Raw genomic sequence first — 20,584 nt, forward strand, 5'->3', positions numbered from 1 at the left:
CGTGGGGTTCGGCGTCGGGGCGGGGCTCGGCGCCGGCGCCTCGTCGGGGGCCACCGGGTTCGGCGCTGGCGCCGAGGCCGAGTCCGCATCAGCGGTCGGGGCGCTGTCCACCGGCGCGGCGTCGGCCTTCTTCTTGCGTGACCGTGTCCGCTTGGGCTTGGGGGCCTCTTCCGCGGGCGTGGCGTCCGCTTCATCGGCATCCGGCTGAGCGGCAGGCGCGGCCTCCTCCGTTTGGTCCGCGACCTTCTTCTTGCGGCTGCGGGTCCGCTTCTTCTTGGGCGCATCTTCCGACCCGGCGCCGGACTCGGTCGCAGCATCTCCCCTGGTCTTCACGCCACTGTCCTCGGCGGCCGGGGCCGCGGTGTCGGAGGTCTTGCGGCGGCTGCGGGTCCGCTTGGGCTTGGGCGTGTCCTCGGCCGCGTCGGCCGTGGACTCTTCGTTCGTTGCGGGCGCCTGCGCCTCCGTGGGCGCGTCAGCCGCAGCCTGGACGGTCGACGACTCGGCAGACTGCTGATCGGCGGCCTGGCCCTCGCCCGCGCCATTGCCCTTGCGCCGCCGGCGGCGACGCCGGCGCTTCTTCTTGGGCTGCTCCTCGCCCTCGGCGGCCGCGGCATCCGGTGCAGGGGCACTCTCGTCTGCCGCCGCAGGCTCCTCCTCGGCATCGGCCATGACGGCAGTTTCCGACGAGATCACCGCGCTGTCCACCTCGGCCACGGTTCGAGTGGCCTGCTTGAACTTCTCGATCTGGAAGTCCGGCGAGACCAGGGCGACATCCGCCTCGAGCCGCACCGACAGCCCATAGCGCGCCTCGATCTGGGCGATGTGTTCGCGCTTGCGATTCATAAGGTAGTTGACGATTCCCACCGGGGCCTTGACCAGCACCTCGCGGGTGCGACCGCGCACGCCCTCTTCCTCGATCTGGCGCAGGATCGCCAGTGCCACGTTGTCATCCGAGCGCAGCAACCCGGTGCCGTGGCAATGCGGACAGGGCTGGGTCGTCGCCTCGAGCATGCCGGGGCGCAGCCGCTGGCGCGACATCTCCATGAGGCCGAAGCCCGAGATGCGGCCCACCTGGATGCGCGCGCGGTCGGTCTTGAGCCGCTCTTTCACGCGCTTTTCCACGGCGGCGTTGTTCTTGCGCTCGTCCATGTCGATGAAGTCGATGACGATCAGCCCGGCCAGGTCGCGCAGGCGCAACTGGCGGGCGATCTCGTCGGCGGCCTCCAGATTGGTCTTGGTCGCGGTCTGCTCGATCGAGCCTTCCTTGGTGGCCTTGCCCGAGTTCACGTCGATGGCCACCAGCGCCTCGGTCACGCCGATCACGATGTAGCCGCCCGAAGGCAACTGCACCGTTGGGTTGAACATGTTGCCCAGATACCCCTCGACCTGGTAACGCGCGAACAGCGGCAGGCCCTCGGTGTAGTGCTTCACGTTGCGGGCGTGGGACGGCATGATCATCTTCATGAAGTCCTTGGCGGTGCGATAGCCCGCGTCGCCCTCGACCAGCACCTCGTCGATCTCCTTGTTGTAGAGATCGCGGATCGAGCGCTTGATCAGGTTGCCCTCTTCGTAGATCGGCGCGGGGGCGATGGACTTCAGCGTCAGCGCGCGAATCTGTTCCCAAAGGCGCTGCAGGTATTCGTAGTCGCGCTTGATCTCGGTCTTGGTGCGCTGGGACCCGGCGGTGCGGATGATCAGACCCGCGCCCGCGGGCACGTCCATTTCCCCGGCGATCGCCTTGAGCTTCTTGCGGTCGGCGGCATTGGTGATCTTGCGGCTGATGCCGCCGCCCCGGGCGGTGTTGGGCATGAGCACGCAGTAGCGGCCAGCCAGCGACAGGTAGGTGGTCAGCGCGGCCCCCTTGTTGCCGCGTTCTTCCTTGACGACCTGCACCAGCAGGATCTGGCGGACCTTGACGACCTCCTGAATCTTGTAGCGGCGCGGGCGCGGCTTGCGCACCGGGCGCACCTCTTCGCTGTCGTCCTCGTCGGCGACGCTCTCGATGCTGTCGTCACGGGCGCTGGCATCGCCGGAACCGGCGCTGCCGTCGTGCTCGTCGGCGGCCGGGGTCTCGACCGGGGTCTCGGCCACGGTTTCCATGGGCGAGCTGCCCTCGTCGGGCCCGGCCGTGTCCCCGACACCGTCGAGCACCTGCATGCCGGCGATATCGCCCGAGGTCTCCTCCTCGGGCGTTTCCTGCGCCTCGGCCGGCTCGGCGCTGATTGTCGCCTCGGTGCCCGAGGCGGCCTTGGGCTTGGCCCGCGACCGACGGCGCTTGGGTTTCGACTTGGGGTCGTCCTCGGCGTCGGCCTCGGCCTTCATCGCTTCGGCATAGGCGCGTTCCTCGGCCAGCAGCGCCTCGCGGTCGGCGGTGGGGATCTGGTAATAGTCGGGGTGGATTTCCGAGAACGCCAGAAAGCCGTGCCGGTTGCCGCCGTAATCGACAAAGGCGGCCTGCAGCGAGGGTTCGACCCGCGTGACCTTGGCTAGGTAGATGTTGCCCGCAAGCTGGCGGCGGGATTGTGTCTCGAAGTCGAATTCCTCGACCTTGTTTCCGTCGACCACCACGACGCGGGTCTCTTCCGCGTGGGTGGCATCGATGAGCATTTTCTTGGCCATGTTGTCCATTCGCACAACGCGACAGCCCGCGCCCCGGGGGGCGCGGCCCTGTCCGCGTCATGTCCAGTGCTGGCGATGCGCGCGGGGACGACCAGAGCGGGCCCTTGGGCCGCGCCTTTCCGGTTTGTCCTGCTCGCGCCGTGCATCGCGTTTCTTCTCCGACGGCCATGCGGCCGCCAACTCAGTGGCCCGGCGCGATGATCCTGTCAGGGTCCGCGCCCGCGGGCTGTTCCTATGGCCTGCCGACGGCAGCACCATATCCTGTGGTCCGTGCGGGTCGGGTCTTTCTCCGCGACGCCGCGACGGAAAATCCGGGTCCGGCTGGGGCAGGACCACTCCTGTCCACAATCCGTTCCCCCGTCATAAGGGAGGCACGGGGCAAATTACAATGTGAAACTGACGTTTGCCCGAAATCAGCCGGGCAGACCGAACCGGGCGAGCCCGGCGGCAAGGCTGTCGCTGACATGCTGGCCCAGCGCGGGCAGCGGCCGGCCCGCCGGGCGCAGGTCGGGGATCTGCACGGTGGTGCAGCCCGCCCGCACCGCCGCCGTGGTGCCGGTGTCGCTGTCCTCGAAGGCCAGCGCATGGGCCGGATCATGGCCCAGCCGCGCGGCGGCCAGGCGGTAGGGCGCGGGGTCGGGCTTTGGGCTGGGCACTTCGTCGCCGCCCAGCACGAAGCGGAAGTGCCCCAGCAGGCCGGCCCGGTCCAGGTGATGACGCGCACGGTCCCCGGCGGTCGAGGTGACGACGGCCATGGCGTGCCCGCGCGCGGCCAATGCGGGGATCACCTCGGCCACCGTGGGGCGCAGGGCCACGCCCTCGGCGACGCCCCGCTCGAAGGCGGCCTCGACGGCGGCGCCGAAGCCGTCGAGATCCGCGCCCGGGCCAAGAAACCGCGCGATGCGCGCGGCGGACTCGGCCTGCCCGGTGCCAACCAGCGTCAGGAAAAACTCGCCCGCCGCCCGGCCGGAGTGGCCCAGCCGGGCGCATTCGGCGACGAAGGCGACCTGCACCACCCGCTCGGTGTCCAGCAGCAGACCGTCCATGTCGAACAGCAAGGCGCGGGGGCTGTCGCTCACTCCAGGTAGTCCGACCGTTGCAGGCCGTACTTGGCCATCTTCTCGTTGAGCGTGCGCCGCGGCAGCGACAGCTCCTCCATCACGTTTGCGATGGAGCCGCGGTGCCGGCGCATGGTGTTGTCGATCAGCATCCGCTCGAAAGCCTCGACATATTCCTTGAGCGGCTTGCCTTCGGTCGTCATGGCCTGCTCGGGCACCTCGGCGTCAGTCATCAGCAGCGAGGCGATGGAGCCCGTCCCGCGCCGGTTCTGCAACACCGCGCGTTCGGCCACGTTGATCAACTGGCGCACGTTGCCCGGCCAGGGCGCCTGCAACAGCTGCGCGGCCTCCTGGGCGCTGACCTGGGGCGCGTCACAGCCGTATTCCTCGGCGAACTGCTCGCTCAGCCTGGTGAAGAGCGCCAGGATATCCTCGCCGCGCTGGCGCAGGGGCGGCACGGTGATGCGCAGCGCGGCCAGCCGGTAGAACAGGTCCGAGCGCAGCTCGCTCTCGCAGGTCTTGCCCTCGTCCTGAAGGTTGCAGATGGCCACGATGCGGGTCTCGCCCGGGGTGCCCTGCTCGTTCATGGCCGTCAGCAGGCGGGCCTGGCTGTCGCGGCTCAGGGCCTCGATGTCCTCAAGCACCAGCGTGCCGCCGCGGGCCTCTTCCATGGCCGGGATCGGGTCGTCCTGCTCGACCGGGCCGAACAGCCGCCGCGCCAGCGCCGCGTCGTCGTAGGCCTGGCACGAGATCAGCACGAATTTCTTGCTGGCCCGTGCCCCCACGGCATGGAGCGCATGGGCCACCAGCGTCTTGCCGGTGCCGGTCTCGCCCTCGATCAGGACGTGGCCGTCGGCCTGGCCGAGATCCAGCAGGTCCTCCCTGAGGCGCTCCATCACCGGGCTTGCGCCGATCAGCTTGGACATCAGCGCGCCACCGTCGGACAATTCGCGGCGCAGGGCCCGGTTGTCCAGCGCCAGCCGCCGCATGGTCGCCGCCTTGCGGGCCAGTTCCGTCATGCGATCGGGGTTGAAGGGTTTTTCCAGGAAATCGTAGGCCCCGACCCGCATTGCCTCGACGGCCATGGGCACGTCGCCGTGCCCGGTGATCATGATGACCGGCAGCGCGCTGTCCTGGCTCTTGAGTTTCTTGAGGAACTGCATCCCGTCCATGCCGGGCATGCGGATGTCGGTGACGACGATGCCGGGATAGTCGCTGCCGATGCCCTTGAGCGCCTCCTCGGCGCTGGCAAAGGCCTCGGTGTCGTAGCCCGACAGCGCCAGCCACTGCGAGATCGACTGCCGCATGTCCTGTTCGTCGTCCACGATGGCGATTTTCATGGCCTGTGCCATGGCGCACCTCACTCCGCTGCTTCACGTTCCGCCGTCCAGGCCGGCAATTGCACCTCGAAAACCGCGCCGCCGTCGGCGGCGTTGCGCGCCGTCAGCCGGCCGCCGAAATCGGTCACGATGCCCGAGGAAATGGCAAGGCCCAGGCCGACCCCGTCGCCGGGTTCCTTGGTCGTGTAGAAGGGTTCGAACAGACTGTCGAGATCGCCGATGCCGGGGCCGTTGTCGCGCAGGCTCAGGCGCACCGTCTCGCCCTGGGCCAGCAGGATGTCGACGGCCGGATCGGCGACCGGCTTGGTGGCGTCCAGCGCGTTGCGCAACAGGTTGATGATGACCTGTTCCAGCCGCAGCCGGTCGGCCAGCACCCGCACCGCCCCGTCGGGCAGGGTCTGGGTGATCGCCACCTGGCGCTGGCGCAACTGAGGCTCCATCATCGACAGCGCCGAGAGCACGGCCTGCTTGACGTCGACTGGTTCGAGCGTGTCGCCGCCCTTGCGCGCGTAGGATTTCAACTGCTTGGTGATCTGGCCCATGCGCTCGATCAGCCCGTCGATGCGCTGGAAACTGGCCAGCGCCTCCTCGGGGCGGTGCCGCGCCAGAAGCAGCCGGGCCCCCGCGAGGTAGGTCTTCATCGCGGCCAGCGGCTGGTTCAACTCGTGGCTGACGGCGGCCGACATCTCGCCCAGGGCGGCCAGTTTCGAGGTCTGCGCGACGGTCTGCTCGGCCACCTCCAGGTCCTTCTGGACCTTCTCGCGCTCGGCGATTTCCCGCTGCAGGCGGACGTTCAGCTGGCGAAGCTCCGCCGACTCGCGCTGGAAGACGCGCATGCGCAGCGCCGACTTCCGGCTCAGCCCCCAGAAGACCAGCGACAGCAGAATCGCGAAGCCCATGATTTCCAGCGCCAGGATCGAGTTCACCCGCTCGCGCACCGAGGCGTAGGTGGTAAAGCTGACCAGCCGCCAGCCCTGGAACGGCACGCGCACCTCCTGGCGCATGACGCCGTCGCCGCGCAGGTAGCCCTCGATCGGCAGGGCCGACCAGCCCGGCGCGCCGCGCAGGCCCCGCTCGATCGCCGTCTGCGGCGCGACCAGCGACAGCGCCTCCTCGGCAGGGCGCCCGCGCCAGCGCGGCTCAGTCGCCAGGATCACGCGCCCGTCACTGTCGGTGACCATGACCGCATCCGAGATGCCGGCCCAGCTGCGTTCGAGCTTGGCAAGATCCACCTCGACGGCGACCACCCCCAGCGTGACCTGGTTGGCCTCGATCCGGCGCGCGTAGGTGAAGGCGAATCCGCCCTCAGCGCGTTCCTCGACGGTGAAAACCGTCTCGTTGGACCGCATCGCCTCGTAGAAGTGCGGGCTGGAATCCTGCGTCTCGCCCAGCCGTTCGCGATCGGTCGCGGCGACGATGCGACCGTCCTGATCCAGCAGCAGCAGCGAGGCGGCGCCGATCTCGTCCACGAAGCTCAGCAGCCGCGCCGTCGATTGCGAATAGTCGCCCGAGTTCAGCGCCCCGATCAGCGCCGGGTCGCGCGCCAGGAGCTGCGGCACGATGGAATTGCGCTGCAACTCGCTGAGCAGGTTGGCCGAGTAGAGCGCCACGCGCACCTCGGCACTGTTGCGGGTGCGCTCGGTGAAGCGTTCCGTCAGCAGCCGGTCCGACCAGTAGACCACCGTCGCCGCCACGGCCAGCAAGCCCAGCACCGTGAGCCGCACCGCCCAGTTGCCGCCCGCGCGGCGTGTCTGATCGTCCTCCGACATGGGCGCGAGCCTATCCCGGCCCGGGCGCGGCGTCCATCAGGCCTCGGCCAATTGCCCGACCAGCCCCGAGAAGAGCGCCGCCCCGTCGCGGCCGCCCAGGGCCGGATCGGCGGCCCGTTCGGGGTGCGGCATCATCCCCAGCACGCGGCGGTTGTTCGACAGTATGCCGGCGATGTCGGCGACCGACCCGTTGGGGTTGTCGCGGTAGGTGAAGGCGATCCGGTCCTCGGCGCGCAGCGCCTCTAGCACCGCGTCCTCGGCGAAATAATTGCCGTCGTGATGCGCGATGGGCACCGTTATCGTGTCGCCCTGCCCATAGCTGGCGGTAAAGGCGCTTTGGGTCGTTTCCACCGTCAGATCAACGGGTTTGCAGATATACTTGAGGTGTCGGTTGCGCATCAGAGCGCCGGGCAGCACCCCGGTTTCGGTCAGCACCTGAAAGCCGTTGCAAACGCCCAGAACGTAGCCGCCGCGCCCGGCGTGATCGACCAGCGCCCGGCAGATCGGCGATCGCGCGGCGATGGCGCCGCAACGCAGATAGTCGCCAAAGGAAAAGCCGCCGGGAACCGCGACAAGGTCCGTGCCCGCCGGCAGACCGTCCTGCTTGTGCCAGACGATGGTGACATCGGCGCCGGCCGCGCGCAGGGCCACGGCGAGGTCACGGTCGCAGTTCGAGCCGGGAAATTGCAGGACGGCGGCTTTCATGGGCTCTCCTTCACAGGGTGGTGGCCCGGGACGGGATCGTGCCGGTCAGCCGATCTCGATCCGATAACTCTCGATCACGGTGTTGGCCAGCAGCGCCTCGCACATCTCGCGCACGGTGTCCTCGGTGGTGCCGTCGGCGAGGTCCAGCTCGATCACCTTGCCCTGGCGCACGCCTGCGACCCCGTCGAAGCCCAGCGCGCCCAGCGCTTGGCGCACGGCCTCGCCCTGCGGGTCGAGAACACCCTGTTTCGGCATGACGGTCACGGTCGCTTTCATCGGCGGGCTCCTGTTTTCATTTCGGATCGCGGTCGCCGCCGCGCCTGGCGCTCAGTTGATCAGTGTCGGCTTGGGATGGGCGGAATTGGCCGGGATCACGCCCAGGCGGCGGGCTACCTCGGTGTAGGCATCGGTCAGGTTGCCGAGGTCGCGGCGGAACACGTCCTTGTCGAGCTTCTGGCCGGTCTCGACATCCCACAAGCGGCAGCTGTCGGGGCTGATCTCGTCGGCGACGACGAGGCGCATGTAATCGCCATCCCAGAGCCGGCCGACCTCGATCTTGAAGTCCACCAGCCGGATCCCCACCCCGTGCATGACGCCGGACATGAAATCGTTGACCCGCAGCGCCAGCGACAGGATGTCGTCAAGGTCCTGCTGCGTGGCCCAGCCGAAGGCGAGGATGTATTCCTCGGGCACCAGCGGGTCGCCGAGGGCGTCTTCCTTGTAGGAATACTCGACGAGGGGCCGGGGCAGCCGCGTGCCCTCTTCCAGGCCGAGGCGCTTGGCCATGGACCCGGCGGCATAGTTGCGCACGATCACCTCCAGCGGGATCACCTCGACCTGGCGGATCAGCTGTTCGCGCATGTTCAGGCGCTTGATGAAATGGGTCGGCACGCCGATGTTGCCCAGCCCGGTCATGAAGAACTCGCTCAGGCGGTTGTTGAGCACGCCCTTGCCGTCGACCACGTCGCGCTTCTCGGCGTTGTTGGCGGTGGCGTCGTCCTTGAAATACTGCACCAGGGTGCCCGGCTCCGGCCCTTCGTAGAGCACCTTCGCCTTGCCTTCGTAGATCTTGTTGCGCCGTGCCATTGATGCTCCGTTTCCGCCGGCGACCCGGTGCGGGTCGCGGCATCTGCGCCTCTTAGGGCAAGCGTCCCTTGCGGGCAAGCCTTCCAGCGGGCATATCAGGGTCGAACACCTGCCCGGATCCCTGCAACAACGAGGCTCACCCCATGTCCACCTTCGATGACCGCGAGAACGCCTTCGAGAACAAGTTCGCCCACGACGCCGAGATGCAGTTCAAGGCCGAGGCCCGCCGCAACAAGCTGGTCGGGCTCTGGGCGGCCGAGCTTCTGGGCAAGTCCGGCGAGGCCGCCGAGGCCTATGCCAAGGAGGTCGTGAAGGCCGACTTCGAAGAGGCCGGCCACGAGGACGTCTACCGCAAGCTTTCCGGCGATCTGGGCGACACGGCCGACGAGGCGACGATCCGCGCCAAGATGGCCGAGTGCCTCAAGGACGCCAAGGCGCAGCTCGCCAGCGAAGACTGAGCCGCGTCCCGGGCGCCTGCCCGGCAGCACAGCCCCGACCGACCAGACCGGAGGCCGCCATGCCCCAGACCCCGCCGGACAATGCCCTGTCCCGCCTGCTGGCCCGTCGCGACTGGCTGCTGGCGGATGGCGCGACGGGTACCACGCTGTTCAACATGGGGCTGCAATCGGGCGATGCGCCCGAGTTCTGGACCCTCGACCACCCCGACCGCGTGCGCGCGCTCTATTCCGGGGCGGTCGAGGCCGGGTCGGACCTGTTCCTGACCAACTCCTTCGGGGCCAATGCGGCGCGGCTGAAACTGCACGACGGTCAGGATCGCGTCGGGGAGTTGAACCGCGCCGCCGCCGAGCTGGGCCGCGAGGTTGCCGATACCGCCGGGCGGGACGTCGTCGTCGCCGGCTCGGTTGGCCCCACGGGCGAGATCATGGCCCCAATGGGCAGCCTGACCCACGAGATCGCCGTCGAGATCTTCCACGAACAGGCCGAGGCGCTGAAAGCGGGGGGCGCCGACGTGCTCTGGCTGGAAACCATCAGCGCGCCCGAGGAATACAAGGCCGCCGCACAGGCCTTCGCGTTGGCGGAGATGCCCTGGTGCGGCACCATGAGCTTCGACACCGCCGGGCGCACCATGATGGGGCTGACCAGCGCCGACATGGTCAAGATGGTAGACAAGCTGGACCATCCGCCGCTGGCCTTCGGGGCCAACTGCGGGGTCGGGGCCTCGGACCTGCTGCGCACCATGCTCGGATTCGCCGCGGCCGGGCCGGAAACCCCGATGATCGCCAAGGGCAACGCCGGTATCCCGAAATACGTCGACGGGCACATCCATTACGACGGTACCCCCGCCCTGATGGCCGACTACGCCGCGCTCGCCCGCGACTGCGGCGCCAGGCTCATCGGCGGCTGCTGCGGCACCACGCCCGAGCATCTGCGCGCCATGCGCGAGGCGCTGGAAACGCGCGAGACCGGCGCGCGCCCCACGCTGGACCAGATCGCCGCCGCGCTGGGCGGCTTCTCCTCGGCCGCCGACGGTACCGAGGACGCGACCGATGCCCCCAGCCCGCGCCGGGGCGGCCGCCGCCGGCGGGGATGACGGGCCGTCCGGATCCGGTGATCTAGAACAGGCTGGGTTGATCCGGCGTGTCCAGCGGCACCGCGAAAAGGTCCGAGCGCAGCGCAGGCATCTTGCGCGCCAGTCCCAGCCGCGTGCAGGCCGTTTGGAACCGCGCGCGGTAAAGCTGCGCCCAGGTCCCCTGCCCCGTCATGCGGCGGCCAAACGCGGGGTCGTAGTCCTGCCCGCCGTGCAGGTCGCGCACCCGCCGCATGACCTTGCCCGCCCGGTCGGGATAGGCCGCGGCGACCCACTCCGCGAACAGCCCCGCGACCTCGCGCGGCAGGCGCAGCGGGATCATCGACGCGGCGACCGCCCCGGCCCCGGCGCCCGCTTCCAGGATCGCCTCGAGCTCGTGATCGGTCAGCCCCGGCACCAGCGGCGACGCGCAGATGCGCACCGGCACCCCTGCCGCGGCCAGCCGTTCGATCACCTGCAAGCGCCGGGCGGGCGTGGGCACGCGCGGCTCCATCTCGCGGGCCACGGCGCGGTCCAGCGTCGTCACAGAAACCCCGACCGCGCACAGTCCCTCGGCGGCCATCTCGCCCAGGATGTCGATATCGCGCTCAATCAGGCTGCCCTTGGTGACGATTCCGACCGGATGGCGAAACCGGCGCAACACCGCCAGCACCTCGCGCATCAGGCCATGCGTGGCCTCGATGGGCTGGTAAGGGTCGGTATAGGTGCCGATGGCCAGCGTTGCCGGGCGGTAGCTCTTGCGGCGCAGCTCGCGCTCCAGCACCTCGGCAATGCCGGGCCGCGCCACCAGCCGCGTCTCGAAGTCCAGCCCCGGCGACAGCCCCAGCCAGGCATGCCCGGGCCGGGCGAAACAGTAGATGCAGCCGTGTTCGCAGCCGCGGTAGACATTCACCGAGCGGTCAAAGGACAGATCTGGCGAGGAATTGCGCGTGATGGCGCTGCGCGGGCGTTCGTGGGCCACCTGCGTGCGTAGGGGCGGCGCGGCATCTTCGGTGCCCCAGCCATCGTCCACCCGCACCCGGGCATAGGGCTCGAACCGGCCCACGGCATTGTCCAGCGAGCCGCGCCCGCGCGCCTGCCCGTCGCAGAGTGACTTGCCCGGCTCAGTCATGTCGGCAGCATGAACGAAACACGAACACTTGCAACCCCCGGCGTGCGATGGGCGGCTCATTTCCGCGTGACTTGCCGTGACAAGGTCGCATGACAGGCCCCCCATGTCGCAATCGGTCCAGACCAATTGCGACATTTCGGCGCAAATCCGGGGCAAGCGCAGGCAAAGAGGACACGCCCATGTCGGACGAAGAGCAAGACGTCATCCTGGCCGATCTCGACGACGAGGAACTGGTCGAACAGATGTTCGACGACCTCTACGACGGTCTCAAGGACGAGATCGAGGAGGGCGTGAACATCCTGCTGGAACGCGGCTGGGCGCCCTACCGCATCCTGACCGAGGCGCTGGTCGGCGGCATGACCGTGGTCGGCAAGGACTTCCGCGACGGTATCCTTTTCGTGCCCGAGGTGCTGCTGGCCGCCAACGCCATGAAGGGCGGCATGTCCATCCTCAAGCCGCTGCTGGCCGAAACCGGCGCCCCGCGCATGGGCTCCATGGTGATCGGCACGGTAAAGGGCGACATCCACGACATCGGCAAGAACCTGGTGTCGATGATGATGGAGGGCGCAGGTTTCGAGGTCGTCGACATCGGCATCAACAACCCGGTCGAGAACTACCTCGAGGCGCTGGAAGAGCACAAGCCCGACATCCTCGGAATGTCGGCGCTGCTGACGACGACGATGCCCTACATGAAGGTCGTCATCGACACCATGGTCGATCAGGGCCTGCGCGACGACTACATCGTGCTGGTCGGCGGCGCCCCGCTGAACGAGGAATTCGGGCGCGCCATCGGGGCCGACGCCTACTGCCGCGATGCCGCCGTGGCCGTGGAAACAGCCAAGGACCACGTCGCGCGCAAGCACAATCAGATGGCCGCGGGCTGAGGCAGCGCCCGCATCGGTATCGCGGCCTCGCCCCGGCCCGGGCGGGGCCGTTTCGCATCGGGGGCCGCATGGACGACCGCACGCTGACGGAGACAGGCCTGTCCGTACAGGGCCGGGGCCGCGTGCTGCTGCTGGCCTGCGGCGCACTGGCACGCGAAATCCTGGCGCTGATCCGGGCCAACGGCTGGTCCCACATGGACCTGCATTGCCTGCCAGCCATCCTGCACAACACTCCCGACAAGATCACCCCGGCGGTGGTCGCGGCGATCGAGAAACACCGCGCCGCCTACGACCGCATATTCGTGGTCTATGCCGACTGCGGCACCGGCGGGCAACTGCAGCGCGCCTGCGATGCCCTCGGCGTCGAGATGATTCCGGGCCCGCATTGCTATGCCTTCTTCGAGGGCACCGACAGCTTTGCCGCCAAGGCCGAGGACAACGTCACCAGCTTCTACCTGACGGATTTCCTGGCCCGCCAGTTCGACGCCTTCGTGACCCGCCCGCTGGGCCTCGACCGCCACCCCGAACTGCGGGACATGTACTTCGGCCACTACGAGAAACTGGTCTTCCTCGCCCAGACCGACGACCCTGCGCTGACAGAAACGGCGCGCGCCTGCGCCGACAAACTCGGGCTGGCCTTCGAGCGACGCTTCACCGGCTATGGCGACCTGGCCGCCGAACTGTCTAGACAGGCCTGATCGCGCCCGCCCGCCGCCTTTCATCTTGGTCGATAAACGGCGGCGTCCGGGGCAGCAAACTTCCCGGGACGGCGGGCGGGGCGTCGTTGCCCCGACCGGGGCAACGCGCGGCGTCCCGGCGTCGCGTTAACCCACCGTTTCCTCGGAGGCCGCAACACCGTGGATGCGCTCGATCATGGCGCGCAGCCCGTTCGAGCGCTGCGCCGAAAGATGTTCGGTCAGTTGCAGCCGGCCAAGCTCGGCGCGGGCGTCCACCTGCGGCACCTCTTCTACGGGCCGCCCGTTGTAGAGCGCCGCGAGCGTCGCGATCAGGCCACGCACGATCATAGCGTCACTGTCGCCGCGAAACGAGAAGATGCCGTTCTCGATCCTGGGCACCAACCAGACTTGGCTGGCGCAGCCGTCAACCTTGGTGGCCGGCACTTTCAGCGCCTCTTCTAGCGGCTCCATCGCCTTGCCCATGTCGATCACCTGGGCATACCGATCCTCCCAGTCGTCCAGGAAGTCGAAGGTCTCGACGATCTCTTCAAAGTCATCCGTGGCCATGCGCGTGCTCCTTGCGGCTCCTTACAGGATGTAAGACCGCGCGCCGCCGCCGTCCAGTGGGTGCTTTTCACGGGCGCCAAGCTGCGCTAAACCTTTGGAAAGGTCAGCATCAGGCCTGCAAACCCCGGGGGAGCGTGACATGCGGCGCGGCATTCTTGTGACAGCACTCGTTCTGGCGACCACCTCGGGCTGCGCCCGGCTGGCCGACAGCGCCGTGAACCCGCTCAACTGGTTCGGCGGCGGCGGCGCGCAACAGGTCGCCGCCGATCCGGCCGAGCGACGGCCCCTTGTGCCCGAAACCCGTGGCGCGGTCGTCGTGGACCAGCGCGTGCCGGTGCAGCGGATCACTGCGCTGTCGGTCGACAGAACGCCCTATGGCGCCCTCGTCTCGGCAACGGGGCTGGCCGACAGCCCGGGGTATTTCAACGCCGACCTGGTGCCCGTCTCCGTCGAGGACGGCGAGCTGACCCTGGAACTGCGCGCCGAGGCGCCGCCCGCCTTCGAGGCCGGGGCCGACCCTGCGAGCCGCCGGATCACCGTCGGCTACACTCTCTCGCCAGATCAGCTGGCGGGCCTTGCCCGCGTGCGGGTCACCGGCACCGAGAACAGCCGCAGCGCCCGGCCCTGAGCCAACGGCCGCGCTTCAGCCCCGGTCACAACGCCCGCGCCACCACCTCGCGGCCCTGCACCACGAGGCCGATCTCGCCCGCGCAGAGCCGCAGCGCATCGGCCCCGAAGACCTCCTTGCGCCAGCCTTTCAGCGCGGGCACGTCGCGGTCGCCCGCGGCCAGCGCGTCGAGGTCGGCGGAACTGGCGATCAGCTTCTGCGCCACGCCCTCGCCCTCGGCCCGGGCCTTGAGCAGCACGCGCAGCATGTCGGCCAGCGCCGGGTTGACCTGCAGTTTCTCGCGCGTCGTGTCGGGCCTTGGCATCTCCTCGGGCGGTGTCTCCAGCCCCGCCTTGACGGCCGCAAGGATGCCTGCGGCGATGTCCCCGCGCCGGGCCTCGCGCAGCAGCAGCCGCGAGCGCGACAGGTCCTTGTCCGACTGCGGCTTGGTCGAGGCCAGCTCCACCAGCGCGTCATCCTTGAACACCCGGTTGCGGGGGATGTTGCGGGCCTGGGCATGCGCCTCACGGAACCGGGCCAGTTCGCGCACCACCGCCAGAAACTTGCCCGAACTGGTCCGCGTCTTGATGCGCTTCCAGGCCTCGGCGGGATCGACGCGATAGGTGGCCGGATCCTGCAGAACCGACATTTCCTCGGCCACCCACTTGCGGCGCCCCGACCGGGTGATCTGACGCTCGAGTTCCTCGTAGATGACGCGCAGGTGAGTGACATCGGCCAGCGCGTAGTTCTTCTGCGCGTCGGTCAGCGGGCGGCGCGACCAGTCGGTGAAGCGGCTCGACTTGTCCAACGAGGCCCTGGCGACCTTGCGCACAAGCGTCTCGTAGCCGACCTGCTCGCCAAAGCCGCAGACCATGGCCGCGACCTGCGTATCGAACAGCGGCTCGGGGATGATACCGGCATCCACGTGGAAAATCTCGAGGTCCTGGCGCGCGGCATGGAACACCTTGACCACGCCGTGATCGCGGAACAGCGCGTAGAGCGGCGCCAGCGACAGCCCCTCGACCAGCGGATCGACCAGCACGGCGTTCGCGTCGCCCTCGCCCGGATAGGCCAGCTGCACGAGGCAGAGCTTGGAATAATAGGTCCGCTCGCGCAGGAACTCGGTATCGACGGTAACGTAGGGGTGCTTGGCGGCTTCGGCGCAAAAGGCGGCAAGGTCCTCGGTCTTGGTAATGGTTTTCATGCGCGTCCCTTAGCCTGTTTTGCCCGTGGCCGAAAGTCAGGGCAGGAAGATGGGGGTCCGGTCCCCCGCCGCAAAGCGCCGCAGCACCATCGGGTAGAGCCTGTGCTCCTGCTCCTGCACGCGTGCGGCGAGGGTTTCGGCACTGTCATCGGGCCGCACCGGCACCCGCGCCTGCCCCAGGATCGGGCCGCTGTCCAGATCGGCGGTGACCGCGTGCACGCTGCACCCGGCCTCGGCGTCGCCGGCCGCCAGCGCCCGCGCGTGGGTGTCGAGGCCGGGATATTTCGGAAGGAGCGACGGGTGGATGTTCAGCATCCGCTCGGCGTAGCGGTCGACGAACCCCGGCGTCAGGATGCGCATGAACCCGGCCAGGCACAGGATATCGGGCGCATGGGCCTCTAGGGCCGAAATCATTTTTCTTTCAAACCCTTCCCGGTCGTTCTTGAAGTCGCGATGATCGACCGTCGCGGTCGGAATGCCCCGGTCGCGCGCCTTGGCCAGCCCCCCCGCGCCGGGGACGTTGGACACCACCAGGCAGGGCCGCGCGGGGTGGTCGCCCGCCATGCTGTCGGCAAGCGCCACCATGTTCGAGCCACTGCCCGAAATCAGGATCGCGACCCGCGCTGTCAAAGCAGCGTGCCGCTGTAGCGCACCCCTGCCCCCGGCCCGACCCGGCCCAGCCGGATCACCGTCTCGCCCGCCTCGGACAGGCCCGCGGCGAGCGCATCCGCCCGCTCCGGCGCCGCGACGATGACCATGCCGATGCCGCTGTTGAAGGTCCGGAGCATCTCGTCGTCCGCCAACCCGCCCGTCTCAGCCAGCCAGCGAAAGACAGGCGGCAGGGTCCAGGCGTCGAGGTCGACTTCGACGCCCAGCCCATCGGGCAGGACGCGCGGCAGATTCTCGGTCAGCCCGCCGCCGGTGACATGGGCCAGGCCATGCACTCCGCCCGCCCGGATCGCGGCCAGCACCTGCGTGACGTAGAGCCGGGTCGGCGCCAGCAGGGCCGATCCCAGCGTGCCCGGCCCCCACGGGCAAGCATCACCCCAGCCCAGGCCCGACAGGTCCACCACCCGGCGCACCAGCGAATAGCCGTTGGAATGAACCCCGTTGCTGGCCAGCCCCAGCAGCACGTCGCCCTCGCCCACGCCCGCGGGCAGCGCGGTGCCGCGTTCCATGGCCCCCACGGCAAAGCCGGCCAGGTCGAAATCACCGCCCGCGTACATGCCCGGCATTTCCGCCGTCTCGCCACCGATCAGAGCGCAGCCGCTGTCGGCGCAGCCCTGCGCGATGCCCTCGATCACCCGGGCCGCGGCGTCGGGCTCCAGCTTGCCGGTGGCGAAGTAATCCAGAAAGAACAACGGCTCGGCCCCCTGGCAGACCAGGTCGTTGACGCACATGGCCACCAGGTCGATGCCAACGCCGCCCACCTCGCCGGTGTCGATGGCGATGCGCAGCTTGGTGCCGACCCCGTCGGTCGCCGCCACCAGCACCGGGTCGTCGTAGCCCGCCGCCTTGAGGTCGAACAGGCCGCCGAAGCCCCCCAGCCCGGCCATGACACCGGCCCGGTTGGTGCGCTTGGCCGCGGGCTTGATCCGGTCGACGAGCGCGTTGCCCGCCGCGATGTCCACGCCCGCGCCCGCGTAGGTCAGCCCGTCGCCCTTGTCCGTCATCTCGCGCCTGCTCCCGCTGTGCATTTGGCGCGCGATAGCCTGATTTCCCGCGCGGGGCAACGGCGGGGTTGACCTGCGCTTGCAGGCCCCCATGTTGCATCAACGAATTCTAATGTATGAAAGGAGCGACCATGACCGCGCCAAGCCCCTCTCCCGTTGTCCGGGCCTTTTTCGACCGGCCCACCGGCAGCCTGCAATACGTCTTTCACGACCCGGCGACGCGGCGCGCGGCCATCGTCGACCCGGTCTGGAACTACTACCCCGAGGCCGGCGCCGTCAGCACCGAGAGCGCCGATGAGATCCTCGCCTACATCCGCGACGAGGGGCTGACGGTGGACTGGGTGCTCGACACCCACCCGCATGCCGACCATTTCAGCGCCGGGCCGTATCTCAAGGACAGGCTCGGCGCGCCCCATGCCATCGGCGAAAAGGTCACCGGGGTACAGCAGCTGTGGCAGAGCCTTTACAACCTGCCGGACCTGGCCACCGACGGCGGCCAGTGGGACCGGCTTTTCGCCGAAGGAGAGGAGTTCATGGTCGGCGAGATCCCGGTGACGGTGATGTTCTCGCCCGGGCACACGCTGGCCTCGATCACCTATGTGGCCGGCGACGCGGCCTTCGTGCATGACACCCTGATGATGCCCGCCTCGGGCACCAGCCGGGCCGATTTCCCCGGCGGCAGCACCGAGGACCTGTGGAATTCGATCCGCGCGATCCTCGACCTGCCGGGGCAGACGCGGCTCTATGTCGGGCACGACTACCCCGCGCCCGGCGTGGCGCCGCAATACATGGCCACCGTCGCCGAACACCGCCTGAGCAACCGCCACGTCAAGGACGGCATCGGCAAGGCCGAATTCATCGCCACTCGCGAGGCGCGCGACCAGACGCTTAAACTGCCCGCGCGCATGCTGGAGGCGCTACAGGTCAATATCCGCGGCGGACGCCTCCCCGAGGCCGAAGCCGACGGGCACAGCTACCTGAAAAAGCCCATCGGCCGGTTCGACCCGCGCTGACCCTTCGGTGTTGACGCGCCAGCCCTTTTCGGCGTAGCCGAAAGGTCTGGCGGGCCTGTAGCTCAATTGGTCAGAGCAGAGCGCTCATAACGCTTTGGTTGGGGGTTCGAGTCCCTCCGGGCCTACCACCGCCGAAATCCATCGCGCGATTTCCGGCGGGCTGTTCAATGCGCGCGGCGGCTGGACCCCGCCCGGCCTACCGCGGCAGCACGATGTCCACCCGCAACCCGCCGAGGTCCTCGCTGTCGGCCAGCCGCAGCGTGCCGCCATGGCTGCGCGCGATGTCGGCCACGATCGCAAGGCCCAGCCCGACGCCGGGACCCTCGTCCTGGTTGCGCGACGGGTCCAGCCGCGTGAAGGGCCGGACCGCGTCGTCGCGTGCCCCGGGCGGGATGCCCGGCCCGTCGTCCTCGAGCGAGAAGCGCACCGCGCGAGGGCTGACCTGCACTCCCAGCCGCGCGCGATCCCCGAAGCGAAGCGCGTTGCCAATCAGGTTCTCCAGCGCCCGGCGCAGTGCCATCGGCCGCAGTTGAACCGAAGCCCCCTCGCCGACCATGGCGCCCTGCTCGACCGCCTGGCCCATGCGCGCGGCGTCGGCGATCACCTTGCGGGCAAGCGCCACCGGGTCCACCGGCGCGCGTTCGTCCTCGGCCGCGCCGCGCGCGTAGTCGAGAAAGGCCTCCAGCAGGCGTTCCATGTCGGCGACATCGCGGGCCAGCGGCGCGACCTCCTCGGGGTCGAGCATGTCCAGCCCCAGCTTGAGCCGCGTCAGCGGCGTGCGCAGGTCGTGCGATATCCCCGACAGCATCAGCGTACGCGCCTGGGTCTGGCGTTCCAGCCGGGCGCGCATGTCCAGGAAGGCATGGCCAGCGGCGCGCACCTCGGTCGCCCCGGTGGGGCTGTAGGGAACCACCCGGCCGCGGCCGTATTCGGCCGAGGCATTGGCCAACCGCTCGATCGGGCGCAACTGGTTGCGCAGGTAGATATAGGCGATCACCGTCATCAGCAGCCCCAGCAGCACCGTCAGCACCAGCAACTGATGCGGGTTCGAGGCCGAGACGCGCTGCCGGTCGAAACCCACCGACATCGGCCCGTGCGCCGTCTCGATCCAGAGCCGGACGCGATCGTCGTCAGGCAGCAGGATCGGCCCCAGTCCGACCAGACCGTCGCGCAGCACCCGCCGCAGCACCAGCCCCGAAAAGTCGTACCAGCGGCGGCTGTCGGCCTGGGGCACCGGCCTGTCCGGCAGGGTCACCTTCAGCGCGAGCGCATCGGCGGTGTCGGCGATGGCCGCGCGCGCGGCCGGCGCATCCGGCGCTGCGTTCACGCGGTCGGTGACGTAGGTCAGATCAAGGAGAACAGAGCGCGTCATCTGCTCGGTCACGTCCTCGAAATAGCGTTGAACGAAGGAGATCGAGACCGCAAGCTGCAGGGTGATCACCGGCAGGATCAGGATCAGCGCGGCCCGGCCGTAAAGGCCACGCGGCAGGTATCGTTTGAGCCACTGGAACATCATGGGGTAAGGCTATCCCCGCCACGCCGCGAAGGAAATGCACGATGCAACAGGCCCAGGACGGCCCCGTGCCGGGCCAGCCCGTCGCCCTCGCTCCCGGGTTGCTGCGTGTGCTCGCGCCCAATCCCGGCCCGATGACCCACTGGGGCACCAACACCTACCTGCTGGGCGAGAAGAGCCTCGCCGTGATAGACCCGGGGCCGGACGACCCGTGCCACCTTGCGGCACTGCGCGCTGCCATCGGCGGGCGCGCGGTCAGCCATATCCTCGTCACCCATGCGCATCTGGACCATGCGCCGCTGGCCGCGCCGCTTTCGCGCGACACCGGCGCGCCGGTGCTGGCCTTCGGCGCGGCCCGCGCGGGGCGCAGCGCGGTGATGGCGCAGCTGGCGCGCGCCGGCCCGATCGGGGGCGGTGAAGGGGTAGATGCGGGCTTTGCGCCCGATCACCGCCTGTCCGACGGCGATGAGGTCGCGGGCGACGGCTGGGCTCTGCGGGCGCTGCACACGCCCGGGCACATGGGCAACCACCTGTGTTTCCTCTGGGGCGACACAGCCCTCAGCGGCGATCACGTCATGGGCTGGGCCACGTCGCTCGTCTCGCCCCCCGACGGCGACCTGACCGACTTCATGGCCTCGTTGGCGCACCTGGCCGAGACGGGCGTGCGGCGGCTCTGGCCCGGCCACGGCGCGCCGGTCGAGGACGCACAGGCCCGTATCGCCGCGTTGAAAGCCCATCGCGAAGACCGGACGGCCCAGATCCGGGCCGCTCTGACCAAGGCACCCGGCACCCCCGCCGAAATCGCGGCGCGGGTCTATACCGACGTGCCCACGGCCCTGCGCCCGGCCGCGGAACGCAACGTGCTGGCCCATCTCGTCGCACTTAGCCAAAACGGTGAGGCCCGGTCACAAGGCCCGCTCGGCGCCGCCACGCCCTTCGCCCTGGCCGACGCCCCCCTTGCGACGCCTGGTCCGCAAGGGGGCGTCAAAAAATGATCCGCCCCTCTGGACGTTCCACAACCCTGTTGCTATAGCCCCCTCATTGTTCCGGCGTAGCTCAGCGGTAGAGCAGTTGACTGTTAATCAATTGGTCGCAGGTTCGATCCCTGCCGCCGGAGCCAAAAAACCCCACAAAATGAAATAGATAAGAATCGGCGGCAAAAGCCGCCCGCCGGGCTTGGCGCTTGGGGTAACGCTCAGGGTAACACCG

20 protein-coding genes and 2 tRNA genes are annotated in these 20,584 nt (G+C 69.0%); 9 read left to right on the plus strand and 13 right to left on the minus strand.

Going from position 1 to position 20,584, the window contains the following annotated elements; all coding sequences use genetic code 11:
- The 7 genes from BU124_RS12950 to purC all read right to left on the minus strand — a co-directional run.
- The coding region (locus BU124_RS12950) for an Rne/Rng family ribonuclease (protein ID WP_143529993.1) at nucleotides 1-2,619 on the minus strand (2,619 nt) is incomplete at its 3' end.
- A gap of 413 nt (nucleotides 2,620-3,032) precedes the next feature.
- Nucleotides 3,033-3,698 (minus strand): HAD family hydrolase, encoded by a 666-nt coding sequence (locus BU124_RS12955; RefSeq protein WP_245831698.1) that lies wholly within the window; start codon nucleotides 3,696-3,698, stop codon nucleotides 3,033-3,035.
- Complete coding sequence (locus BU124_RS12960; RefSeq protein ID WP_084864001.1) at nucleotides 3,695-5,029, minus strand: sigma-54-dependent transcriptional regulator; 1,335 nt, start codon at nucleotides 5,027-5,029, stop codon at nucleotides 3,695-3,697. Before BU124_RS12960 ends, BU124_RS12955 begins: the two co-directional genes overlap by 4 nt.
- An 8-nt stretch (nucleotides 5,030-5,037) precedes the next feature.
- Nucleotides 5,038-6,786 carry a sensor histidine kinase gene (locus tag BU124_RS12965; protein WP_084864002.1) on the minus strand — a complete coding sequence of 583 codons (1,749 nt, stop codon included), beginning with the start codon at nucleotides 6,784-6,786 and terminating at the stop codon, nucleotides 5,038-5,040.
- A gap of 36 nt (nucleotides 6,787-6,822) precedes the next feature.
- A complete protein-coding gene (gene purQ / locus BU124_RS12970) occupies nucleotides 6,823-7,491 on the minus strand; it encodes a phosphoribosylformylglycinamidine synthase subunit PurQ (RefSeq protein WP_084864003.1) in 669 nt (222 codons plus the stop codon).
- A gap of 45 nt (nucleotides 7,492-7,536) precedes the next feature.
- On the minus strand, nucleotides 7,537-7,767 hold the full coding sequence (gene purS / locus BU124_RS12975) for a phosphoribosylformylglycinamidine synthase subunit PurS (RefSeq protein WP_084864004.1): 231 nt from the start codon (nucleotides 7,765-7,767) through the stop codon (nucleotides 7,537-7,539).
- Nucleotides 7,768-7,818: 51 nt separating this feature from the next.
- Entirely contained in the window at nucleotides 7,819-8,577 is a 759-nt protein-coding gene (gene purC / locus BU124_RS12980; RefSeq protein WP_084864005.1) for a phosphoribosylaminoimidazolesuccinocarboxamide synthase, read from the minus strand.
- Between the two features lie 143 nt (nucleotides 8,578-8,720).
- On the opposite strand from purC, the gene BU124_RS12985 reads away from it, so the two are divergent.
- Nucleotides 8,721-9,035, plus strand: coding sequence for a DUF1476 domain-containing protein (locus BU124_RS12985; protein WP_084864006.1), 315 nt, complete (start codon nucleotides 8,721-8,723; stop codon nucleotides 9,033-9,035).
- Between the two features lie 59 nt (nucleotides 9,036-9,094).
- A complete protein-coding gene (gene bmt / locus BU124_RS12990; RefSeq protein WP_084864007.1) occupies nucleotides 9,095-10,129 on the plus strand; it encodes a betaine--homocysteine S-methyltransferase in 1,035 nt (344 codons plus the stop codon).
- A 22-nt stretch (nucleotides 10,130-10,151) separates the two neighbouring features.
- On the opposite strand, the gene BU124_RS12995 is transcribed toward bmt, so the two are convergent.
- Nucleotides 10,152-11,237 carry a PA0069 family radical SAM protein gene (locus BU124_RS12995; protein ID WP_084864008.1) on the minus strand — a complete coding sequence of 362 codons (1,086 nt, stop codon included), beginning with the start codon at nucleotides 11,235-11,237 and terminating at the stop codon, nucleotides 10,152-10,154.
- 179 nt (nucleotides 11,238-11,416) lie between these two features.
- Between BU124_RS12995 and BU124_RS13000 the strand changes: the two genes are divergently transcribed.
- Both BU124_RS13000 and BU124_RS13005 read left to right on the plus strand, forming a co-directional pair.
- Nucleotides 11,417-12,121, plus strand: coding sequence for a corrinoid protein (locus BU124_RS13000; protein ID WP_084864009.1), 705 nt, complete (start codon nucleotides 11,417-11,419; stop codon nucleotides 12,119-12,121).
- Nucleotides 12,122-12,189: 68 nt separating this feature from the next.
- A complete protein-coding gene (locus BU124_RS13005; RefSeq protein ID WP_084864010.1) occupies nucleotides 12,190-12,819 on the plus strand; it encodes a DUF1638 domain-containing protein in 630 nt (209 codons plus the stop codon).
- 126 nt (nucleotides 12,820-12,945) lie between these two features.
- Here the strand turns inward: BU124_RS13005 and BU124_RS13010 are convergent, their stop codons facing one another.
- Nucleotides 12,946-13,365: a SufE family protein gene (locus BU124_RS13010; RefSeq protein WP_084864011.1), complete on the minus strand. Its 420-nt coding sequence runs from the start codon at nucleotides 13,363-13,365 to the stop codon at nucleotides 12,946-12,948.
- A gap of 139 nt (nucleotides 13,366-13,504) precedes the next feature.
- Between BU124_RS13010 and BU124_RS13015 the strand changes: the two genes are divergently transcribed.
- Nucleotides 13,505-13,993 carry a hypothetical protein gene (locus tag BU124_RS13015; RefSeq protein ID WP_084864012.1) on the plus strand — a complete coding sequence of 163 codons (489 nt, stop codon included), beginning with the start codon at nucleotides 13,505-13,507 and terminating at the stop codon, nucleotides 13,991-13,993.
- 25 nt (nucleotides 13,994-14,018) lie between these two features.
- On the opposite strand, the gene rnd is transcribed toward BU124_RS13015, so the two are convergent.
- Genes rnd through purM form a run of 3 tightly spaced genes read right to left on the minus strand, consistent with a single transcriptional unit; the run spans nucleotide 14,019 to nucleotide 16,849 of the window.
- The gene (gene rnd, locus BU124_RS13020) at nucleotides 14,019-15,176 is read right to left on the minus strand and encodes a ribonuclease D (RefSeq protein ID WP_084864013.1); all 1,158 of its coding nucleotides are present in this window, start codon (nucleotides 15,174-15,176) and stop codon (nucleotides 14,019-14,021) included.
- Between the two features lie 36 nt (nucleotides 15,177-15,212).
- On the minus strand, nucleotides 15,213-15,806 hold the full coding sequence (gene purN, locus BU124_RS13025) for a phosphoribosylglycinamide formyltransferase (RefSeq protein ID WP_084864014.1): 594 nt from the start codon (nucleotides 15,804-15,806) through the stop codon (nucleotides 15,213-15,215).
- Nucleotides 15,803-16,849 (minus strand): phosphoribosylformylglycinamidine cyclo-ligase, encoded by a 1,047-nt coding sequence (gene purM / locus BU124_RS13030; RefSeq protein WP_084864015.1) that lies wholly within the window; start codon nucleotides 16,847-16,849, stop codon nucleotides 15,803-15,805. The genes purN and purM overlap by 4 nt, the downstream gene beginning before the upstream one ends.
- Before the next feature lie 131 nt (nucleotides 16,850-16,980).
- Between purM and BU124_RS13035 the strand changes: the two genes are divergently transcribed.
- The gene (locus BU124_RS13035; RefSeq protein WP_084864016.1) at nucleotides 16,981-17,862 is read left to right on the plus strand and encodes an MBL fold metallo-hydrolase; all 882 of its coding nucleotides are present in this window, start codon (nucleotides 16,981-16,983) and stop codon (nucleotides 17,860-17,862) included.
- A gap of 51 nt (nucleotides 17,863-17,913) precedes the next feature.
- Nucleotides 17,914-17,990, plus strand: a tRNA-Ile gene (locus tag BU124_RS13040).
- A 68-nt stretch (nucleotides 17,991-18,058) separates the two neighbouring features.
- Here BU124_RS13040 and BU124_RS13045 read toward each other — a convergent pair.
- Nucleotides 18,059-19,378 carry an ATP-binding protein gene (locus tag BU124_RS13045; protein ID WP_084864017.1) on the minus strand — a complete coding sequence of 440 codons (1,320 nt, stop codon included), beginning with the start codon at nucleotides 19,376-19,378 and terminating at the stop codon, nucleotides 18,059-18,061.
- Between the two features lie 41 nt (nucleotides 19,379-19,419).
- Between BU124_RS13045 and BU124_RS13050 the strand changes: the two genes are divergently transcribed.
- On the plus strand, nucleotides 19,420-20,370 hold the full coding sequence (locus tag BU124_RS13050) for an MBL fold metallo-hydrolase (RefSeq protein ID WP_084864018.1): 951 nt from the start codon (nucleotides 19,420-19,422) through the stop codon (nucleotides 20,368-20,370).
- A 50-nt stretch (nucleotides 20,371-20,420) separates the two neighbouring features.
- Nucleotides 20,421-20,495 (plus strand) — tRNA-Asn (locus BU124_RS13055).
- Nucleotides 20,496-20,584 lie beyond the last annotated feature (89 nt).

Source organism: Salibaculum halophilum (genome assembly GCF_002094885.1).
GTDB lineage: Bacteria > Pseudomonadota > Alphaproteobacteria > Rhodobacterales > Rhodobacteraceae > Salibaculum > Salibaculum halophilum.